This is a genomic window from Streptococcus sp. 4886 (assembly GCF_013276485.1).
In the GTDB taxonomy this organism is placed as follows: Bacteria; Bacillota; Bacilli; order Lactobacillales; family Streptococcaceae; genus Streptococcus.
Genome location: NZ_VMLD01000008.1, coordinates 115,663 through 132,543 on the forward strand (window position 1 = coordinate 115,663; position 16,881 = coordinate 132,543).

Annotated in this window: 16 protein-coding genes and 1 riboswitch; of the genes, 6 read left to right on the plus strand and 10 right to left on the minus strand. The window is 43.0% G+C overall.

The window, feature by feature from the left end; translation table 11 throughout:
• Window positions 1-73 precede the first annotated feature (73 nt).
• From HT679_RS04035 to HT679_RS04050, 4 genes are read right to left on the minus strand one after another with little or no spacing between them, the layout of a single operon-like run.
• Window positions 74-1,816 carry an ABC transporter ATP-binding protein gene (locus HT679_RS04035; protein ID WP_173213123.1) on the minus strand — a complete coding sequence of 581 codons (1,743 nt, stop codon included), beginning with the start codon at window positions 1,814-1,816 and terminating at the stop codon, window positions 74-76.
• Window positions 1,806-3,551 carry an ABC transporter transmembrane domain-containing protein gene (locus tag HT679_RS04040; protein ID WP_173213125.1) on the minus strand — a complete coding sequence of 582 codons (1,746 nt, stop codon included), beginning with the start codon at window positions 3,549-3,551 and terminating at the stop codon, window positions 1,806-1,808. The genes HT679_RS04035 and HT679_RS04040 overlap by 11 nt, the downstream gene beginning before the upstream one ends.
• A 54-nt stretch (window positions 3,552-3,605) precedes the next feature.
• The gene (locus HT679_RS04045; protein ID WP_173213127.1) at window positions 3,606-4,241 is read right to left on the minus strand and encodes a DUF421 domain-containing protein; all 636 of its coding nucleotides are present in this window, start codon (window positions 4,239-4,241) and stop codon (window positions 3,606-3,608) included.
• Entirely contained in the window at window positions 4,238-4,693 is a 456-nt protein-coding gene (locus HT679_RS04050; protein WP_173213129.1) for a DUF3290 family protein, read from the minus strand. The genes HT679_RS04045 and HT679_RS04050 overlap by 4 nt, the downstream gene beginning before the upstream one ends.
• A gap of 133 nt (window positions 4,694-4,826) precedes the next feature.
• On the opposite strand from HT679_RS04050, the gene HT679_RS04055 reads away from it, so the two are divergent.
• From HT679_RS04055 to HT679_RS04070, 4 genes are all read left to right on the plus strand, one after another.
• Window positions 4,827-5,654 carry an exodeoxyribonuclease III gene (locus HT679_RS04055; RefSeq protein WP_173213131.1) on the plus strand — a complete coding sequence of 276 codons (828 nt, stop codon included), beginning with the start codon at window positions 4,827-4,829 and terminating at the stop codon, window positions 5,652-5,654.
• A gap of 11 nt (window positions 5,655-5,665) precedes the next feature.
• Entirely contained in the window at window positions 5,666-6,052 is a 387-nt protein-coding gene (locus HT679_RS04060; protein ID WP_173213133.1) for a VOC family protein, read from the plus strand.
• Window positions 6,053-6,285: 233 nt separating this feature from the next.
• A riboswitch (purine riboswitch) is annotated at window positions 6,286-6,381 on the plus strand.
• A gap of 324 nt (window positions 6,382-6,705) precedes the next feature.
• Complete coding sequence (locus HT679_RS04065) at window positions 6,706-7,287, plus strand: xanthine phosphoribosyltransferase (RefSeq protein WP_000770411.1); 582 nt, start codon at window positions 6,706-6,708, stop codon at window positions 7,285-7,287.
• Window positions 7,287-8,549, plus strand: coding sequence for a nucleobase:cation symporter-2 family protein (locus HT679_RS04070; protein ID WP_173213135.1), 1,263 nt, complete (start codon window positions 7,287-7,289; stop codon window positions 8,547-8,549). Before HT679_RS04065 ends, HT679_RS04070 begins: the two co-directional genes overlap by 1 nt.
• A 32-nt stretch (window positions 8,550-8,581) precedes the next feature.
• On the opposite strand, the gene HT679_RS04075 is transcribed toward HT679_RS04070, so the two are convergent.
• From HT679_RS04075 to HT679_RS04085, 3 genes are all read right to left on the minus strand, one after another.
• A complete protein-coding gene (locus HT679_RS04075; protein ID WP_173213137.1) occupies window positions 8,582-8,986 on the minus strand; it encodes a PaaI family thioesterase in 405 nt (134 codons plus the stop codon).
• 69 nt (window positions 8,987-9,055) lie between these two features.
• Entirely contained in the window at window positions 9,056-10,537 is a 1,482-nt protein-coding gene (locus HT679_RS04080) for a UDP-glucose--hexose-1-phosphate uridylyltransferase (RefSeq protein ID WP_173213139.1), read from the minus strand.
• Between the two features lie 18 nt (window positions 10,538-10,555).
• Window positions 10,556-11,734 carry a galactokinase gene (locus HT679_RS04085; RefSeq protein WP_173213141.1) on the minus strand — a complete coding sequence of 393 codons (1,179 nt, stop codon included), beginning with the start codon at window positions 11,732-11,734 and terminating at the stop codon, window positions 10,556-10,558.
• A 163-nt stretch (window positions 11,735-11,897) separates the two neighbouring features.
• Between HT679_RS04085 and galR the strand changes: the two genes are divergently transcribed.
• A complete protein-coding gene (gene galR / locus HT679_RS04090) occupies window positions 11,898-12,902 on the plus strand; it encodes a DNA-binding transcriptional regulator GalR (protein ID WP_173213143.1) in 1,005 nt (334 codons plus the stop codon).
• A 61-nt stretch (window positions 12,903-12,963) separates the two neighbouring features.
• On the opposite strand, the gene HT679_RS04095 is transcribed toward galR, so the two are convergent.
• Window positions 12,964-13,821 (minus strand): cation diffusion facilitator family transporter, encoded by an 858-nt coding sequence (locus HT679_RS04095; RefSeq protein WP_173213145.1) that lies wholly within the window; start codon window positions 13,819-13,821, stop codon window positions 12,964-12,966.
• Window positions 13,822-13,953: 132 nt separating this feature from the next.
• Here HT679_RS04095 and HT679_RS04100 point away from each other — a divergent pair, with 132 nt between their 5' ends.
• Complete coding sequence (locus HT679_RS04100) at window positions 13,954-14,490, plus strand: TetR/AcrR family transcriptional regulator (RefSeq protein ID WP_173213147.1); 537 nt, start codon at window positions 13,954-13,956, stop codon at window positions 14,488-14,490.
• A 149-nt stretch (window positions 14,491-14,639) separates the two neighbouring features.
• On the opposite strand, the gene HT679_RS04105 is transcribed toward HT679_RS04100, so the two are convergent.
• Window positions 14,640-16,160: an ABC transporter permease/substrate-binding protein gene (locus tag HT679_RS04105; RefSeq protein ID WP_173213149.1), complete on the minus strand. Its 1,521-nt coding sequence runs from the start codon at window positions 16,158-16,160 to the stop codon at window positions 14,640-14,642.
• Window positions 16,153-16,881: an ABC transporter ATP-binding protein gene (locus tag HT679_RS04110; protein WP_049484633.1), complete on the minus strand. Its 729-nt coding sequence runs from the start codon at window positions 16,879-16,881 to the stop codon at window positions 16,153-16,155. Before HT679_RS04110 ends, HT679_RS04105 begins: the two co-directional genes overlap by 8 nt.

Below are 16,881 nucleotides of genomic sequence, written 5' to 3' on the forward strand. Positions count from 1 at the left end.
AATGGAAAAGGCGGTGAAAGAAATCTGTAATTTGAAGAATTTCCTTCTTATATTCAATGAAAATCAAAGATTATTAGGACATGGCTCCCGCTTGCAAACTATACATCTTGTGATAGGTTCCTCCCAGAGCCAAGAGTTCCTCATGAGTGCCACTCTCGATAATGCGCCCCTTGTCCAAAACATAGATACAGTTGGCATCTTGTATGGTCGAAAGGCGGTGAGCGATGGCAATGGTTGTTCGTCCCTGTCTCATCTTAGCCAGAGAAGCTTGAACCAAACTTTCTGTTTCAGAGTCAATATTGGCTGTCGCTTCATCCAAAATCAAGATTTTAGGCTGACTGGCGACTGTTCTAGCAAAGGCAAGAAGCTGGCGCTGTCCAGTTGAAAAACTCGAACCACGCTCGGAAACAGGGGAATCATATCCCTGAGGAAGTTCTTGAATAAAGGAATCTGCATCCACGAAGGCTGCCGCAGCCTGGATCTGCTCATCACTGATTTCTTGGTACATAGCGATATTGGACTTAATGGTCCCATGATAGAGGAAGGGATCCTGCAAGACCAGACCGATGTTTTTTCTCAACTCTTCCTGACTGTAATGCCTGATATCCACATCATCCAAGAGAACTCGCCCTGACTGGAATTCATAAAAGCGCATGAGAACATTGATAATAGACGATTTCCCAGAACCTGTGTGACCCACAAAAGCAATGGTCTCACCCTTGTTAACAGAGAAGGAAATATCATCCAGAATCGGATGTTTGCCATCATAAGAGAAACATGCATGTTCAAAACGGATATTGCCTTCTTTGACTTTAGTCTGCCCATCTTCTTGAAGGGGCTCATAGGTCCTCTCGTCTATCAGGGCAAAGACACGACCTGCAGAAACCATGGACGTTTGTAGAGTTGAAAAGTTTTGCGTTACTTCAATCAAGGGGTCAAAAAGGCGGTTGATGTACTGGATAAAGGCATACATAGTCCCGGCAGTTATTCCCAGATAAAGTCCACGATAGCCAAAATAGGCCATTAGAACTGCATAGCCTAGAAGTTTCAGCAAACTCATGGCAGGACGCAAAAAGAGGGCATCCAAGGCTACAGAACGGTTGGCATAGACCAAGTGTTCTTGGTTGATTTCATCAAATTCCACCTGCAGACGCTTCTCTTGATTAAAGTCCTGGATAATCCTGATTCCTTCGATATTTTCTGCCAGCTTACTATTGATATCTGACAAGAGACTTCTGGTTTTCTCAATGATTTTCACTGATTTTTTCCGATAGAGATTGACCAAAAGGAAAATCAAGGGGAGAAAGAGCAAGACTAATGCTGTCAAACGAAAATCCAGAACCAACATGGTATAAAGAGTTGTCAGAAAGATGAAAACTGCTGAGATAAAGCTAGATAAAATCCCCGAAAACATATCACTGATAGTCTCGGTGTCATTTGTCAAACGAGAGACGATAGAGCCTGCTGGCGTCTTGTCAAAATAAGACATGCCCAGCTTCTCCATATTGGCAAAGGCATCGCGACGAATATCTCTAACAATACTGTAAGACACGCGCGCAAAGAGAAGATTGCCGACATACTGGACCACAGTTTGTAGGATATAAAGGCCATAGTAGGCCAGCAAAACGGTCACAGCGAGTTGGTTGAGATTGCTGAGATACTGGTCGATAAAGTGGGAAGCCACAAGGGGAATGACACTTTTAATGACCGTCGTCGCTAGGAGAAAACCGAGTGCCAAAAAGGTCAGGAGTCCATAAGGCTTGAGATAGGACATCAAGCGCTTCAATACAGTCCATTGTTCTTTCTTATTCTGCATCTTCTTCTCCCTTCATTTCCAACTGCTGAGACTGGTAGGTTTGGGCATACCAGCCATCCAAAGCTAGCAAGTCTTCGTGCGTGCCTCGTTCGATAATTTGACCATTTTGCAGGACTAAAATCAAATCTGCATGGACAACCGCACTGAGGCGATGGGCAGTGATAATGGTTGTTTTGTCCTGACGCGTTTCCTTAAGATTGTCGATAATGGCATATTCTGTCTTGGCATCCACGGCTGACAAAGAATCATCCAAAATCAAGATATCAGGGTCTAAAATCATAGCCCGACTCATAGCCAGACGCTGCTTTTGACCTCCAGAAAGACTGACTCCCTTTTCACCAATCAACGTATCAAATCCCTGAGGCATGGCTACAATGTCTTGGTAGACTTGGGCTAGTTTAGTGGCTTCCTCGACTGCTGCAAGCGACAAATTAGGATTACCAAAACGGATATTGTCTAAGATCGAAGTCGCAAAGAGGAACTGGTCCTGAGGGACATAGCCCATGAGACTGCGAAGGTCTGTCAGACGATAGTCACGAATATCGTGACCGTTTAGATAAATGGCTCCCTTATCCACATCGTATTCACGCAAGAGCAGTTTGATTAGAGACGTTTTTCCAGAACCTGTCTGACCAACCAAGCCCAGAGTTTGCCCTTTTTCCAAACTAAAGTGAATATCCGTTAGTGTTTCCTCATTTTCAAAGGCAAAGCTGTCAATAGAGTACTCCAAACGCCCATTTTCAATACTGTCTAGAGGAAACTCAGGGTCTTGTACAGGTGATTCCTGAGACAAAAGATTTTCAATCCGCTGGTAAGAAACCTTCCCTCGCTGAGTAATATTAAAGAGGAAGCCGATGGCCATAAGAGGCCAAACTAGCATATCCAAGTAGCTGATAAAGGTAACTAGATTCCCAACCGTGATTTGCCCTTTCTGAACCATCAAGGAGCCGACCAAAAGCGTTAAGACATAGGATGAACCAACAAATAAGAGAACCATAGGGTCAAAGAGACTATCGTATTTCATGGTTTGCAGGTTCTTTTGGAAGGTCAATTCATTGACTGCCTGAAAGGACTTCAACTCGTCCGCCTGGTAACCGAAAGACTTGGTCACTTTAATACCTGATACGGACTCCTGCACCTTGTTATTGAGTTCAGAGAAAGCAGCTTGCGATTCGCCAAAGGCCTTGTGGGTCTTTCTCCCTAAACGACTGGTCGCATAAGCCATGAAAGGCAGGGGCAGAATGGCAACCAAGGTCATCTGCCATGAAATGCTAAAGAGCATGGTCAACAAGGTCACCAAGGCCGTGATAGAAGCATCAACAGCAGACATAACACCGCCTCCTGCCAGACGAGTCAAGGCATTGATATCGTTGGTTGCGTGTGCCATCAGGTCCCCCGTCCTATAGGTTTGATAAAAGGCTGGAGACATTTTTGTGAAATGCTCAAATAAGCGAGAGCGCATAATCTGTCCCAAACGGTAGGAAGTCCCAAGGATATACATGCGCCAAACATAGCGTAGATAGTACATACCCAAAGCTGCAAGAAGCAGATAAAGGAGGTTCAAAAGCAAGTCCTGCTGGCTTAATTGCCCCGAAGTGATGGCATCAATGACCCGCCCCATAACCATGGGGGGAATGAGATTGAGGACGGAAACCAAGACCAGGGCCACAATCCCGACTAAATAACGGCGTTTTTCTAACTTGAAAAACCACCAAAGTTTTTGAATAATGGACATAAAATCCCTTTCTGATTGCAAATGGAAACCTGAGGCCAAAACCCCAGGTTTTTCTTATTCATAGGTTACGACTGTAACAGCACCCTTGTCATACTCAGCGATAAAGATGTTGGCTACATTGCCATGCCCTTGCTTGCTGAGGTTATCAAGCAGCCACTCTTCGCTACGGCCAATCGATTCCAAAACATCAACTTGAATCACACCGTCAGTCACAACTGGATACTTAGGATTTTCATCTCCCATTTGGACCACGATGAGTTGACCATTTTGCTCCTGCACAGCTCGTTTAACCTGCTTCATTTGGAAAATTCCTTGGCTACGAAGTTTGAGGGCTACATCCGCTGCAGACAAGCCAACTGAACGACAGGCTTCTGGGTCAATCTTCCCATTTTTGATGAGGAGAGTCGGTTTCCCATCAATCAAGCGTTTGACAAAACGAACATTGTTATTGAGCCACTTGAGGGTCAAGACCAAAATCGTCCACATCATCAAAATCACTGCGTACTGCAGAATACTAATTGAACTATTGTAAATCACCCCACCGATGATACCACCAAGAACATAGTTCTGAATTTGGTCTGTCGCAGAGTTAGGTGCTAGGTTCCCCTTTCCTGTCACATTGATCACGAAAACCAGCGAGAAAAGACCCAAGGCCAGTTTGATTAAAATTTCCATATAATTGAGTGTCATTTGTTTACCTCCACCAATTCAATAGCATCTATTTGATGCAATTCTAATTTCTCTAAAAGATACTTGTCTGGTTGGCTCCCGTTCATAGCGCGGTAGAAATTTGGACCTACCTTGACAAGCGCTCCATCAGTGGCAGCTGAAGTATTGACGTAAACTTCTGATTTATCCACTCCCAAGTCTTTGGAAACAACCTCTATGAAATGAAGGGAGGTTTGAAATTGATTGTTAGAGGCTTGATTGGTCTGGTATTTTGAAATTGTCACCAAAAGCATGGCCACTAAAGTCAGGGCTAAAATCATGACCAATTCCCGAAACTTAGTCCCCTTTTTATCACGATAGGCCTTAAAAGCAAAAAATCCTGTGATAGCTAGGAGAACAATCCCAAAGCCAATCATGATGCCATTTTGCTGACTGATTTGGCTAAGCACATAGTCATATGAGTAAAATTTCATTTATTTTCACTCCCTTTCATAAAATCATTCTTTATTATAAACGAAAGAGGGTGATTTTTCAAACCATACGTTGGGGAAATAGACCTTTTTCTGGTATAATAAAATCTATAATCTGAATGAAAAAGGTAACTTTATGAAACTTATCTCATGGAATATTGATTCCCTCAATGCTGCCCTAACGAGTGACTCAGCTCGTGCCAAATTGTCCCAAGAAGTCCTACAAACCTTGGTCGCTGAAAATGCTGATATTATCGCTATCCAAGAAACCAAGCTTTCTGCCAAGGGCCCTACAAAGAAACACCTAGAAATTTTAGAAGAACTCTTCCCAGGCTACGAAAACACGTGGCGCTCTTCCCAAGAACCTGCCCGTAAAGGCTATGCTGGAACCATGTTCCTTTATAAGAAAGAACTTACGCCTACTATCAGCTTCCCAGAAATCGGTGCTCCGTCTACCATGGACTTGGAAGGCCGTATCATCACTCTAGAATTTGATGAATTTTTCGTAACCCAAGTTTACACACCAAATGCTGGCGATGGCCTCAAACGCTTGGAAGAACGTCAAGTCTGGGATGTCAAATATGCGGAATACTTGGCTGAACTAGACAAAGAAAAACCAGTCCTTGCGACCGGTGACTACAACGTAGCCCACAATGAAATCGACCTTGCAAATCCTGCCAGCAACCGCCGTTCACCAGGATTTACCGACGAGGAACGTGCTGGATTTACCAACCTTTTGGCAACAGGATTTACCGATACTTTCCGTCATGTTCACGGCGATGTTCCAGAACGCTACACTTGGTGGGCACAACGCAGCAAGACTTCTAAAATCAACAATACAGGCTGGAGAATCGACTACTGGCTGACAAGTAACCGCATCTCTGACAAGGTGACAAAGTCTGACATGATTGACTCAGGAGCTCGTCAAGACCATACACCCATTGTCTTGGAGATTGAACTCTAAGGAGAAAACGAATGGACTATCAAGCTGTCATTCCTGAATTTGTAGTATCTGACATCGAAAAATCACGCCACTTCTACTGCGACCTGCTAGGATTCTCTGTCGAATACGATCGTCCAGAGGAGAAATTTCTCTTCCTCTCGCTTGAAGACTGCCAACTTATGCTAGAAGAAGGCAGCGCAGAAGAATTAGCTCAGCTGACCTATCCTTTCGGGCGCGGTGTCAATATTTCCTTTGGCATTGCAGATGTTCCTCAGCTCCACCAAAAACTGCTGGAAGCTGACTATCCTATCCATCGTCCCCTGACAAAAAGAGAATTTCGAGTAGGAGATAGCTTTATATATCCCCATGAATTTGCGATTTTGGATCCAGATGGCTATTTTTTAAGATTTAGCGAGTAGAATAATAAAGATTGGGAAAACGTCTTTAAAGTTAGAAAAAGGCATATTGGCAGATCTTGAAAAATCTTGATAATATGCCTTTTATGATGGAAAAACCTTCTAAAGGTTAGCTAATAAGTTAACTTTTGCCCATTTTTATTATATTCGTTCGCTTTTTAAACCAAAACACTAACAAAACAGTTGATTTCTAAAGTTATTTAGTGTAAAATAAAAACATTGGCACAAGCCTATTTTAAATTAAATATCATTTTACTTGTTTATGTCGTGAATTGGCACGACGTTTCTACAAGGTGCCGGAACACCTAACAATAAGTAAGTCAGAGTGAGGTATGGCGTTTTTGCCATGCCTATTTTGGGGATTTGCTTAGAGATTAAGTAGGTCTTTTTTGAATATTTTTAATATTTCCCTTAATTAGTGCGGACGGGAGCAACTTCCTTCGGAATTTCATCCCTAATTTTTGAGCCAAAAGTCTCAAAAATCCCGTCATAGACAATAACAAGATTATTGTCTATGATACCACTACAACGGGAAATATTTGATAAGACTCGCTTCGCTCGTAATAGTTTTATCAAATATATAGTACTAGCAAAAGGGATCACTATAGAAACATTTAAACAACAAGTAAATTGTCTTTTAGACTTTAGGAGGTCTTATGAAATTATTAGAAGAGCGCATCCTCAAGGATGGGCATATCTTGGGTGATAACATCCTCAAGGTGGATTCCTTTTTAACCCACCAAGTTGACTTTAGCTTGATGCGAGAGATTGGTAAGGTTTTTGCGGAAAAATTTGCTTCTGCTGGTATTACCAAAGTCGTGACCATTGAAGCGTCGGGTATTGCCCCAGCCATTTTTACAGCTGAAGCCTTAAACGTTCCCATGATTTTCGCTAAAAAAGCTAAAAACATCACTATGAACGAAGGAATCTTAACTGCCGAAGTTTACTCCTTTACCAAGCAGGTAACCAGCACCGTTTCTATCGCTGGAAAATTCCTCTCACCAGAGGACAAGGTCTTGATTATCGACGATTTCCTTGCTAATGGCCAAGCTGCCAAAGGCTTGATTCAAATCATCGAACAAGCTGGTGCCACAGTCGAAGCTATCGGTATTGTGATTGAAAAATCCTTCCAAGATGGCCGTGATTTGCTTGAAAAAGCAGGCTACCCTGTTCTATCACTCGCTCGTTTGGATCGTTTTGAAAATGGTCAAGTCGTATTTAAGGAGGCAGATCTCTAATGCAAACTCAAGAAAAACATTCACAAGCAGCCGTTCTTGGCTTGCAGCACTTACTAGCCATGTACTCAGGATCTATCCTGGTTCCCATCATGATTGCGACAGCCCTTGGCTATTCAACTGAGCAATTGACCTACCTGATTTCTACAGATATCTTCATGTGTGGGGTGGCAACTTTCCTCCAACTCCAACTCAACAAATACTTTGGTATTGGACTCCCAGTCGTTCTCGGAGTTGCCTTCCAATCAGTCGCTCCCTTGATTATGATTGGACAAAGCCATGGTAGTGGCGCTATGTTTGGTGCCCTTATCGCATCAGGGATTTACGTTGTTCTTGTTTCAGGCATCTTCTCAAAAGTGGCCAATCTCTTCCCATCTATCGTAACAGGATCTGTTATTACTACGATTGGTTTAACCTTGATTCCTGTCGCTATTGGAAATATGGGAAATAACGTTCCAGAGCCAACTGGTCAAAGTCTCTTGCTTGCAGCTATTACTGTTTTGATTATCCTCTTGATTAACATCTTTACCAAAGGATTTATCAAGTCTATCTCTATTTTGATTGGTCTGGTTGTTGGAACTGCCATTGCTGCTACCATGGGCTTGGTTGACTTCTCTCCTGTTGCGGCAGCACCACTTGTCCATGTCCCAACTCCACTCTACTTTGGGATGCCAACCTTTGAAATCTCATCGATTGTCATGATGTGTATCATCGCAACGGTGTCTATGGTTGAATCGACTGGTGTTTACCTAGCCTTGTCTGATATCACGAAAGACCCAATCGACAGCACCCGCCTTCGCAACGGTTACCGCGCAGAAGGTTTGGCCGTACTTCTCGGAGGAATCTTTAACACCTTCCCTTACACAGGATTTTCACAAAACGTTGGTTTGGTAAAATTATCAGGCATTAAGACTCGCCTGCCAATCTACTACGCAGCTGGTTTCCTGGTTCTCCTTGGACTCCTTCCTAAGTTTGGTGCCCTTGCCCAAATAATTCCAAGCCCTGTCCTTGGTGGTGCCATGCTGGTGATGTTTGGTTTTGTATCGATTCAAGGGATGCAAATCCTCGCCCGTGTTGACTTTGCTAACAATGAACACAACTTCCTTATCGCAGCAGTCTCCATCGCTGCAGGTGTCGGACTCAACAATAGTAATCTCTTTGTCAGCATGCCGACAGCCTTCCAAATGTTCTTCTCAAACGGAATCGTCGTAGCTAGCCTACTCGCCATTGTCCTCAATGCCGTATTAAATCATAAAAAGAAATAAGAAAAAGAGGTGCGAGCCTCTTTTTTAGTTATCTATATTCGTACCTGTCTGTCTTCTGACCGCTGGCCTGTGACAAACATGGTAAAGGTTGCTTTGCAGACATTTCTGCCCTCTTGATTGGTGATATCGACATCCACGACACAGGTTGTGCGACCTTGATGGACACATTCTCCTTTAATGGTCAATACATCGTCAAGTTTTCCTGCCTTAAGGTAGTTGATAGAGGATTGGAGTGTCACCCCATCAATCCCCAGAGATATGACCACCAAACCGCTGATCTGGTCACAAAGGGTAAAGAGATAGCCACCATGGGCATTGCCATAGTAGTTGAGCGACGAGTCCACTACTTTGGTCGTCACCACAACGTGACCATCTCTCATTTGTTCAATTTCGTAATTTTCAAAGGCAGATATAGCGTCAAAATGAAAATCTTTCATCGTTTCCTCCTGATATTTCAAACGACACTATGATACTACTTTTTATAGGACTGTGCAAGGAGAAAACTCCTAGTCTGGCAAAATTCCGACCTGTTCTACAAAGCACATAAAGGCTGCCTGTCCCTGCTCCGTCTGCTTGTAAACTCCAGCGTCCTCCAGAACACGCGCAAAGATAGCACCAACAGAGTCCTTGACGATTTTAAGGGTTTTTTCTTTATCTGTTAGGTCTGGATATTGAGCTCTAAGTTGGTCTGCCCATTCCTGATGATAATCAGCAACTGTAACAGCTTCTCCTACAAGATAGCTAGCGACTTGCTCCACTTCTTCTTTCAGACGTGGTGGCAAGATTGCCAAGCCCATGACCTCAATCAAGCCGATATTTTCCTTCTTGATATGTTGGACATCCTTGTGGGGATGATAAATACCATCAGGATGTTCTGCAGAAGTCTGATTGTCCCGCAAGACCAAGTCCAACTCAAACTGTCCATCGCGTTTGCGGGCAATGGGTGTAATGGTATGATGCGGTATCCCGTCTGTCTCTGCCAAAATCTGCACTGCAGAATCTGAATACTGACGCCATTCTCGCAAAATCTTATCAGCCAAGTTGATCAATTCCTCTTTGGAAGCCGAAGTCAAACGCAACACTGACATGGGCCACTTGACAATCCCAGCCTTGACCTGTTCAAAACCAGTAAAAGAGAAAGTCTTGTGCAAGGGAGCCAATTCCATAGGAAAAACATGTCTCCCCCCCTGATAGTGGTCATGAGTCAGAATAGAGCCACCCACAATCGGCAGGTCGGCATTAGAGCCAGCAAAATATCCTGGAAACTGCTCTACGATAGCCAACAAACGCTCAAAACTCTGACGACTAATGACCATGGGACGATGCTGGCTATCTAAAAAGATACAGTGCTCATTAAAATAAGCATAGGGCGAATACTGGAAACCCCACTCCTGATCCGCAATTTCAAAGCGGATAATACGGTGGTTGCTACGGGCTGGGTGGTTGACCCGACCATGGTATCCCTCATTCTCTAGACAAAGCTGACACTGAGGATAATTACTAGCTCGCACCAACTTGGCTGCCGCAATCTCTTTCGGATCCTTTTCAGGCTTAGAGAGGTTGATGGTAATTTCAAGTTCACCGTAATCAGATGGAACACGATAAGCAATATTTTTAGCAATGGCCTTGAGTTTGATGTAGTCATTTTTCTGGCTAAGTTGGTAAAAATCCTCTATCGCTTGCTCAGGAGAGTGGGCATAGGTTTCCCAGAAGTCACTATTGACCTGACTTGGACAAGGGGTCACCAAATCCATCAGTTCAGCACCAAGGATTTCACGCGCAGTCTGACTATCTTCAATCGTCTCTAATCGAACGGCTTCCTCAACCAGCTGGTCCTTGAGGTCAATCAATTTATCCAGATTGGTCTCAACTTCCAAAACACCGTCTCCCACTCGTGCCAAGACACGATTGGTCAGGTAGATTCGATCCATTTCCTCAAATGAACTTTCAGAAATGACATGTGTTACAAATTTATCTACTAAGGTCACTATAGAGCCTCCTTTTGACTAGTCAAGGACGCGAGTGCCACCTGCAACTTCAGCGATATAGAAGCTTGGAGCGTAGCCAACTACTTCCTCGTAGTGTTTGCCTACAGTTTCCTTAAAGGCCTCAACAGCATCTTTTTGCACCAAGGCAATGGCACATCCGCCAAAACCTGCTCCTGTCATACGAGCACCGAGAACACCTTCTTGTGTCCAAGCTGTGTGAACAAGAGTATCCAATTCCAAACCAGTTACTTCATAGTCATGCTCTAGGGAAACGTGTGACGCATTCATCAAGCGACCAAATCTTTCCAAATCACCTGCTTGAAGGGCTGATTGAGCTTTAAGAGTACGTTGGTTTTCAAGCACAGCATGACGAGCACGTTTCAAACGATTTTCATCTTTAATCAGATAGCTATACTGGTCAAAGGCCCACTCGTCCAATTCACCCAAGGTCTGAATATCTAAGGCAACTTGCAATTCTTCCACTGCTTTTTCACACTCAGCACGACGTTCATTGTATTTAGAGTCCGCCAATTCACGGCGTTTATTGGTGTTCATAATAACAACAACATTGTCCTTCAAATCAAGTGGCACCAAGTCATACTCTAAAGTGTTAGTATCTAAGTAAATAGCACGTTGATCAGCCCCCATACCGATAGCAAATTGGTCCATAATGCCAGAGTTGACTCCGATAAAGTTGTTTTCTGTTTGTTTTCCGATTTTAACCAAATCGAGACGCTCTAATTTTAAATCAAAGAGATGCTCTGCCACTACCCCTGTCAAAAGTTCCAAGGATGCTGAAGAAGACAAACTAGCACCATTTGGGATATTCCCATAAACATAAAAATCAAAACCTTTGTCAATCACGTGCCCAGCTTCTTGCAAGAAATGAAGAACTCCTTTTGGATAATTGGTCCAATTATGCTCTTTTTCAAACTTGAGGTCAGCGAGAGGCACTTCGATAATGCCCTTGTCCTCAAAGTTAGCTGAGTAGAAACGCAAGACTTGGTCATCACGTTTGCGAGCAGCCCCATAAGTTCCTAAGGAAATGGCAGCAGGAAAAACGTGCCCACCGTTGTAGTCTGTGTGCTCACCAATCAAATTGATACGGCCTGGTGAAAAGAATGTTTGGTCTGCTTCTTGACCAAAAACAGCAAGAAAATCTTTACGAAGTGCTTCTGCAGTAAGATCTTGTGTCATATGATTTCTCCTTTTACTGTCCGTTAAGTTACCTTAACGTGTAATCGTTTTCTTCTATTGTATCCAAGGGATTTCCCAAGGTCAATCCTTTTTACTAAACTTTTACTAAACTATCAGTAAAATACAGAAAAATATGATATACTAATCTAATCAAGGAGGATTTATGGCTACCTTAAAAGATATTGCACAACTAGCTTCTGTCTCTATCGCGACCGTATCCCGTGTCCTAAACCGCGACCAGAGCCTATCTGTTACAGAAGAAACCAGACACCGTATTTTAACTGTTGCTGAAGAGTTGGGCTACACCAAGCACCTCAAGACAGGCGAGTCCCACAAGCCCAAGCAAAAGATTGCCATTATCCAATGGGTCAGCGAACAAGGGGAACTGGACGACCTCTACTACTACCAGATTCGCCTGGGTATTGAAAAAAGAGCCCAAGAGTTGGACTATGATATCTTACGCTATTTTAATGACCATCCTTTTACCCTGAGCGAAGAAGTGATTGGGATTCTTTGCATCGGAAAATTTAGCCGAGCTCAGATTTCTGCCTTTGAAGAATACCAAAAAACTCTTGTATTTTTAGACAGTGATACACTTTCCTTGGGGCATACCTGTATTATCACGGATTTTTACACTGCCATGAAACAGGTTGTCGATTATTTTCTCAGCCAAGGGTTGAATCGCATTGGGATTCTAACAGGTCTTGAAGAAACAACAGACCAAGAAGAAATCATTCAGGACAAGCGTCTGGAAAACTTTAAGAACTACAGTCAAACAAAAGGAATCTATCATGATGAACTGGTCTTTCAAGGAAGCTTTACTGCCCAGTCTGGCTATGACTTAATGAAAGAGGCCATTCAAAACTTGGGAGACCAACTCCCACCAGCATTTTTTGCAGCTAGCGATAGTTTAGCTATCGGTGCCCTCCGTGCCCTCCAAGAAGCTGGAATCAGCCTGCCAGACCGCGTCAGCCTCATTTCCTTTAACGACACTAGTCTAACCAAGCAGGTCTATCCTCCCCTTTCTAGCATCACGGTTTATACTGAAGAAATGGGCCGAGCAGGTATGGATATTCTTAACAAGGAAGTACTCCACGGTCGCAAAATACCTAGCCTGACCATGTTGGGAACCAGACTGACTTTAAGAGAGAGTACAAAAAATGATTAGAATTACAAAACGACCTTTAGCAAGGCTGTTTCTCTAATAATCTCTATGATTCCGCTCCAACTCACACCTTTCGCTTATGTGCTTGGTGACTTTCTAGGTCTGCATCAACTTCAATGGTAATATTTTGAAAGCCACAATCTTTGAGGAAAATTCGAATAGATTCTTTACAAGTTTCCATATGCTCCATCTCTTTTAAACAAACATGGACAATGGCATTTTTTTCCAAACCATCCATAGTCCAGAGATTAAGCTGATTGATACTAGCGACATGGTCCAATTCTGCTAAATCCGTCTTGATCTTCTGGATATCTACTCCTTCTGGCACTGCATCGAGGAATATCTTGAGCGTTCTCCAAAAACGTGGAAGGGCTTTTGACAGAATAAAGAAGGAAATAACAAGAGACAAGAGCGGATCCAAGATATACCAATCGGTAAATCGAAGAACAATGCCCATCAGGATGACAGTCACCCAACCCAAGGTATCTTCCAGAAAGTGCAGGCTGAGAATGGATTCGTTCTTGGTTTGTCCTTTGCGAATGACGAGACTCGCTAGCACATTGATAGTAATCGCAATAATTCCTAACCAGAGAATCCCCTCATCATTGACCGGTTGTGGATGAAAGATTTTCGCTATATTTTCCAAAATGACCAAAACGGACCCTGTCATAAGAATCACAGCCGTTACCATGGCCCCTAAAAGGCTAAAACGCTTGTAGCCCAAGGTATAGTGGCTGTCTTCTTCACGATTAGAGATTGTTTCTAAAAAGGCCGATATGCCAATGGCTATAGCATCTCCCAAGTCATGGACAGAATCAGCAAGAACAGCACTCGAACCAAAGATTCCTCCTGCGATAAACTCAACAATGGCATAGCTTAAATTTAAGAAAAAAGCTACCCAAACAGTATATTTTGCCTTCATCTTTCTCATTCCTTTGTTATAATAAATTTATGAACACCTTGTTCATTATCATTATCCACTAAAATTCAAAGAAAGGATAGAAGCAAAACGTCAGCTTTATTCAGTTCTGAACAATTTGCCTCAAGTGTCCATATGACTAACATTGACCGCCGTATCAGCAAAACCAAAAAAGCCATCTATCAAGCTTTTCTACAACTTTTGAACGATAAGGGGTACGAAGCCACTACAGTTCAGGATATCATTGATCTCGCAGATGTAGGACGTTCCACCTTTTACTGTCACTATGAGAGTAAGGAACTACTTCTGGACGAGCTTTGCCGCCACCTCTTCCATCACCTCTTTGAAAGAAAGCAATCCGTTTCTACCGTGGACTATCTCGCCCACCTCTTTCTGCATTTTCAGAAAAACCAAGACCATATCACCAGTCTGCTATTTTCCAAAAATGACTACTTCCTCCGTCAACTCCATAAAGAGCTAGAACACCATGTCTATTCCGTGATGGCTGATGATTTAAAAGAATCTCACCCGAGTCTGCCTACTTCTTACCTCCAACACTTAATCGTATCCAACTTTATCGAGACATTGACCTGGTGGCTCAAAAAAGGGCAAGATTTCACAGAACAGGAAGTTGTCCAATTTTATCTAGACCTTCTCATTCCTAAAAATTGAATACAGATTAAAGCTCGGTTGCCTTATTTCTAGGCTACTGAGTTTCTTATCTTTTCAATAATCAAAAAGCCCAGACGAAATTGTCTGAGCATTCTTTTATCTAGTCGTTTAAGGAAGTTGAGTTCAGTATGTTTAAAGTCTCTGCCCCATCATTTCTTCAACAAACCTTGTTCTTGTAGAAATTCCTTGGCTACTTGTTCTGCTGACTTGCCTTCAACACCGACTTGGTAGTTGAGCTGGCTCATCTGGTTTTCTGTAATTTTACCAGCCAATTTATTGAGAACTCTTTCCAACTCAGGATGTTTCTTGAGAAGAGCTTCTTTCATGAGTGGAGCCCCTTGATAAGGTGGGAAGAGTTGCTTGTCATCTTCCAAGACCTGTAAATCATAACGCGCCAATTCCGCATCAGTCGAATAGGCATCCGTAATTTGAATATCGCCTGACTGAATTGCCTGATAGCGAAGAGCTGGCTCCATGGTCGCTACATTGAGATTGAGACCATACATTGACTGCAAGCCCTTATTTCCATCTTCACGGTCATTAAACTCAAGGGTAAATCCAGCCTTCAACTGCCCTTCCACTTTTTTCAAGTCCGAAATGGTCTTCAAGCCATATTCTTGAGCAATCTTTTTTGGAACAGCTACAGCATAGGTATTTTGATAAGACATGGGTTTGAGATAGGCTAGATGATCCTGTTTGGCAATACCATCACGCGCCACATTATAAACCTGCTCTGGCTCATGACTCACTTTAGGTGATGGCTGAAGTAAACTTTCAGTCACCGTACCGGTAAATTCAGGATAGATGTCAATATCACCTTTTTTCAAAGCTTCATAGAGGAAACTTGTTTTCCCAAAATTCGGTTTAACAGTCGCAGTCATGCTGGTATTTTCTTCAATGAGGAGTTTATACATATTGGCCAAAATTTCTGGTTCTGGACCCAATTTCCCAGCAATGACCAAGTTTTCTTTCTCTTTTTGAGCCAAAAGAGCTGGACTATAAGACAGACCTAGCAATAAGGTCACCAAGGCAAAACCAGAAAAAATCGTCCGCAATTTTGCTTTTTCCATCACTTTTAGTAGGAAGTTAAAGGCAATGGCAAGCACTGCAGAAGAAAGTGCCCCAATCAAAATTAGACTGGCATTATTACGGTCAATTCCCAAAAGGATAAAGGAACCCAGTCCCCCTGCACCAATCAAGGCCGCCAAGGTTGCCGTACCGATAATCAAAACAGCTGCCGTCCGAATCCCAGACATGATAACCGGCATAGCAAGTGGAATTTCAAACTTCTTGAGACGCTCCCACCTGGTCATCCCAAAGGCAATCCCAGCCTCTTGTAGACTTGGATCAATTCCCTTGAGTCCAGTGATAGTATTTTGCAAAATCGGAAAGATCGCATAAATCACTAGAGCTGTCAAAGCCGGCAAGGTTCCAATTCCCATCAAGGGGATAAAGAGCCCCAGCAAGGCCAGAGACGGGATGGTCTGGAAAATCCCTGCAATCTGCAAGACCCAGTCGGCCAACTTCTCATGATAGCGAAGAGAAACAGCCAAGGGAATCGCGATAAAAATAGCTAGTAACAGGGTCAAAAGTGACAACTGCAAATGTTGAGATAGAGCTGTCAACCAATCACTAAAACGATCCTGAAAAGTTGTAATTAAATTAGTCATGAACACTACCTCCAAACAAGTCTGCTACAAAGTCTGTTGCAGGCGCTTTTAAAATTGTCTCGGGATTCGCCACCTGACGAATCTCTCCATCCTGCAAGACAGCAATACGGTCCGCCAATTTCAAGGCTTCATCCGTATCATGGGTTACAAAAATCGTTGTCATCCCAAACTCTTTATGCAATTCTTTAGTCAGAACCTGCAACTGTTTTCTCGAAATAGCATCCAAGGCTGAAAAAGGCTCATCCATGAGGAGAATCTTAGGCTGACCAATCATAGCTCGGACAATACCGACCCGTTGCTGTTCTCCACCAGATAATTCACTAGGTAAACGATGCCCATACTCGGCTACTGGTAAACCAACCTTAGCCAAAAGCTCTTCAGTTTTCTGAGCAATTTCTTCCTTAGTCCAGCCCTTCATTTCAGGAATCAGGGCAATATTTTCTGCAACCGTTAGATTGGGAAAGAGAGCAATGGCCTGTAAAACATAACCAGTAGACAGACGAAGTTCACGCTCATCATAATCTTTGATGCGCTTGCCATCCATGTAAATATTTCCATCAGTTGGTTCCAAGAGACGGTTAATCATCTTAATCATGGTCGTCTTACCTGAGCCAGATGGCCCTACTAAAACCATAAATTCCCCATTCTCAATCCGTAAATTAACATCTCTCAAGACATCTTTTTCTGTGTAACGTAAAGCTACATTTTTGTATTCAATCAT

Excerpts from the sequence above, each read along its gene's own strand:
- HT679_RS04075 (WP_173213137.1), bottom strand. The coding sequence starts at position 8,986 with ATGAAAGATTTTCATTTTGACGCTATATCTGCCTTTGAAAATTACGAA.
- HT679_RS04065 (WP_000770411.1), top strand. The coding sequence starts at position 6,706 with ATGAAATTATTAGAAGAGCGCATCCTCAAGGATGGGCATATCTTGGGT.
- HT679_RS04060 (WP_173213133.1), top strand. The coding sequence starts at position 5,666 with ATGGACTATCAAGCTGTCATTCCTGAATTTGTAGTATCTGACATCGAA.
- HT679_RS04040 (WP_173213125.1), bottom strand. The coding sequence starts at position 3,551 with ATGTCCATTATTCAAAAACTTTGGTGGTTTTTCAAGTTAGAAAAACGC.
- HT679_RS04095 (WP_173213145.1), bottom strand. The coding sequence starts at position 13,821 with ATGAAGGCAAAATATACTGTTTGGGTAGCTTTTTTCTTAAATTTAAGC.
- HT679_RS04055 (WP_173213131.1), top strand. The coding sequence starts at position 4,827 with ATGAAACTTATCTCATGGAATATTGATTCCCTCAATGCTGCCCTAACG.
- HT679_RS04085 (WP_173213141.1), bottom strand. The coding sequence starts at position 11,734 with ATGACACAAGATCTTACTGCAGAAGCACTTCGTAAAGATTTTCTTGCT.
- HT679_RS04100 (WP_173213147.1), top strand. The coding sequence starts at position 13,954 with ATGACTAACATTGACCGCCGTATCAGCAAAACCAAAAAAGCCATCTAT.
- HT679_RS04035 (WP_173213123.1), bottom strand. The coding sequence starts at position 1,816 with ATGCAGAATAAGAAAGAACAATGGACTGTATTGAAGCGCTTGATGTCC.
- galR (WP_173213143.1), top strand. The coding sequence starts at position 11,898 with ATGGCTACCTTAAAAGATATTGCACAACTAGCTTCTGTCTCTATCGCG.
- HT679_RS04045 (WP_173213127.1), bottom strand. The coding sequence starts at position 4,241 with ATGACACTCAATTATATGGAAATTTTAATCAAACTGGCCTTGGGTCTT.
- HT679_RS04070 (WP_173213135.1), top strand. The coding sequence starts at position 7,287 with ATGCAAACTCAAGAAAAACATTCACAAGCAGCCGTTCTTGGCTTGCAG.
- HT679_RS04110 (WP_049484633.1), bottom strand. The coding sequence starts at position 16,881 with ATGATTGAATACAAAAATGTAGCTTTACGTTACACAGAAAAAGATGTC.
- HT679_RS04050 (WP_173213129.1), bottom strand. The coding sequence starts at position 4,693 with ATGAAATTTTACTCATATGACTATGTGCTTAGCCAAATCAGTCAGCAA.
- HT679_RS04105 (WP_173213149.1), bottom strand. The coding sequence starts at position 16,160 with ATGACTAATTTAATTACAACTTTTCAGGATCGTTTTAGTGATTGGTTG.